We start from the raw sequence: 1,294 nt of genomic DNA, 5'->3' as shown, positions 1-1,294 counted from the left end.
TTGGCGGCGCGCTCGGCCTTGTCCTTCTTGTCCTTTTCGAGCTTGTCCTTGCGCTCCTTCTCGGCCTTGGCGTCGAGCTCGGCCTGCTTGCGGCGCTCGGCTTCTTCGCGCTCCTTGCGGGCCTTGTCGCGTGCCACCACGATGTCGGCATCGCGCTGCTGCGGGGCTTCGGCCTTGGGGGGCTCGGGTTCAGGCTTGCGGGCGGTGGGCGGTGGCGGGGTTTCTTCGGGCGGTGCAGCCACCTGCGGCACGCTGGCCCAAAGCTCGGCCTCGAAGGCGGGCGTGGTGCGGCTGCGCCAGCTGACGCCGGCCGACAGCGCGACCACCAGGGCCGCATGCGCGAGCAACGCAAACAGCACGCCGCGCCCCAGGCCGGCGGACTCAGGAGGACGCAGGGCCGCGCTCATCCGCCCGTAGCGCCGCTCTTCACGGCCAGGCCGATGCGTGTGACGCCGGCCGACTGCAGCAGGTCCATCACCTTGACGACGGACTCGTACTTGACGGACTTGTCGGCCGAGATGACGACCGGGCTGTTGCCGTCCTTGCCTTGGGCCTTCTTGACCCGCTCGGCCAGTCGGTTGAAGGCGATGCTCTCAGGCTCCAACTGGTCGAGCTTGATGCGCACGCGGTCGTCGGTGCCGACGATGATCTGGATCACATGGTCAGGCTGCTGCTTGGCCTTGCCGATGGAGGGCAGGTCCACCAGGCCCGTGGTGATCAGGGGCGCGCTGACCATGAAGATGATCAAGAGCACCAGCATCACGTCGATGAAGGGCACCATGTTGATCTCGTTGATGGTGCGGCGCCGCGCGCCGCGACTGGAGAGGGCGGGCATGACGGGTCAGCTCTGGGCAGGGCTGCCTGCATTGCGCTGCAGGATGTTGGAGAACTCTTCGATGAAGGTCTCCAGCGTGATGGCGGTGCGGTCGATCTGGCGCGCAAAGCGGTTGTAGGCCAGCACGGCTGGGATGGCGGCGAAGAGTCCGATGGCAGTGGCAATCAGGGCCTCGGCAATGCCGGGCGCCACGGTGGCGAGCGTGACCTGCTGCAGGTTGGACAGGTTGACGAAGGCGTGCATGATCCCCCAGATGGTCCCGAACAGGCCCACATAGGGCGAGACGGAGCCGACCGAGGCGAGGAAGGAGAGGTTCTGCTCCATTGCGTCCAGCTCGCGCTGGTAGCTGGCGCGCATGGCGCGGCGGGCGCCGTCAAGCAGGCTGCTGGGGTCGGTGACGCGGCGTTCGCGCAGCTTCAGAAACTCCTTCATGCCGGAGCCAAAGATGCGCTCCAGCGG

Annotated in this window: 2 protein-coding genes and 1 pseudogene; all 3 read right to left on the bottom strand. The window is 67.3% G+C overall.

All coding sequences use genetic code 11. The features are described from left to right. A pseudogene (locus tag ABDJ85_RS20300) lies at positions 1-407 on the bottom strand (cell envelope integrity protein TolA); the annotation flags it as partial. Continuing rightward, positions 404-835 (bottom strand): ExbD/TolR family protein, encoded by a 432-nt coding sequence (locus tag ABDJ85_RS20295; RefSeq protein WP_347706628.1) that lies wholly within the window; start codon positions 833-835, stop codon positions 404-406. The pseudogene ABDJ85_RS20300 and the gene ABDJ85_RS20295, both read right to left, overlap by 4 nt. Positions 836-841: 6 nt before the next feature. Continuing rightward, positions 842-1,294, bottom strand: a 453-nt coding sequence (locus ABDJ85_RS20290) for a MotA/TolQ/ExbB proton channel family protein (protein WP_347706627.1), incomplete at its 5' end; no start/stop codon positions are given.

The organism is Roseateles paludis (assembly GCF_039872745.1).
Lineage (GTDB): Bacteria > Pseudomonadota > Gammaproteobacteria > Burkholderiales > Burkholderiaceae_C > Pelomonas > Pelomonas paludis.
The sequence above is the reverse complement of the archived record's forward strand: the minus strand, read 5'-3'. Positions and strand labels throughout refer to the sequence as shown.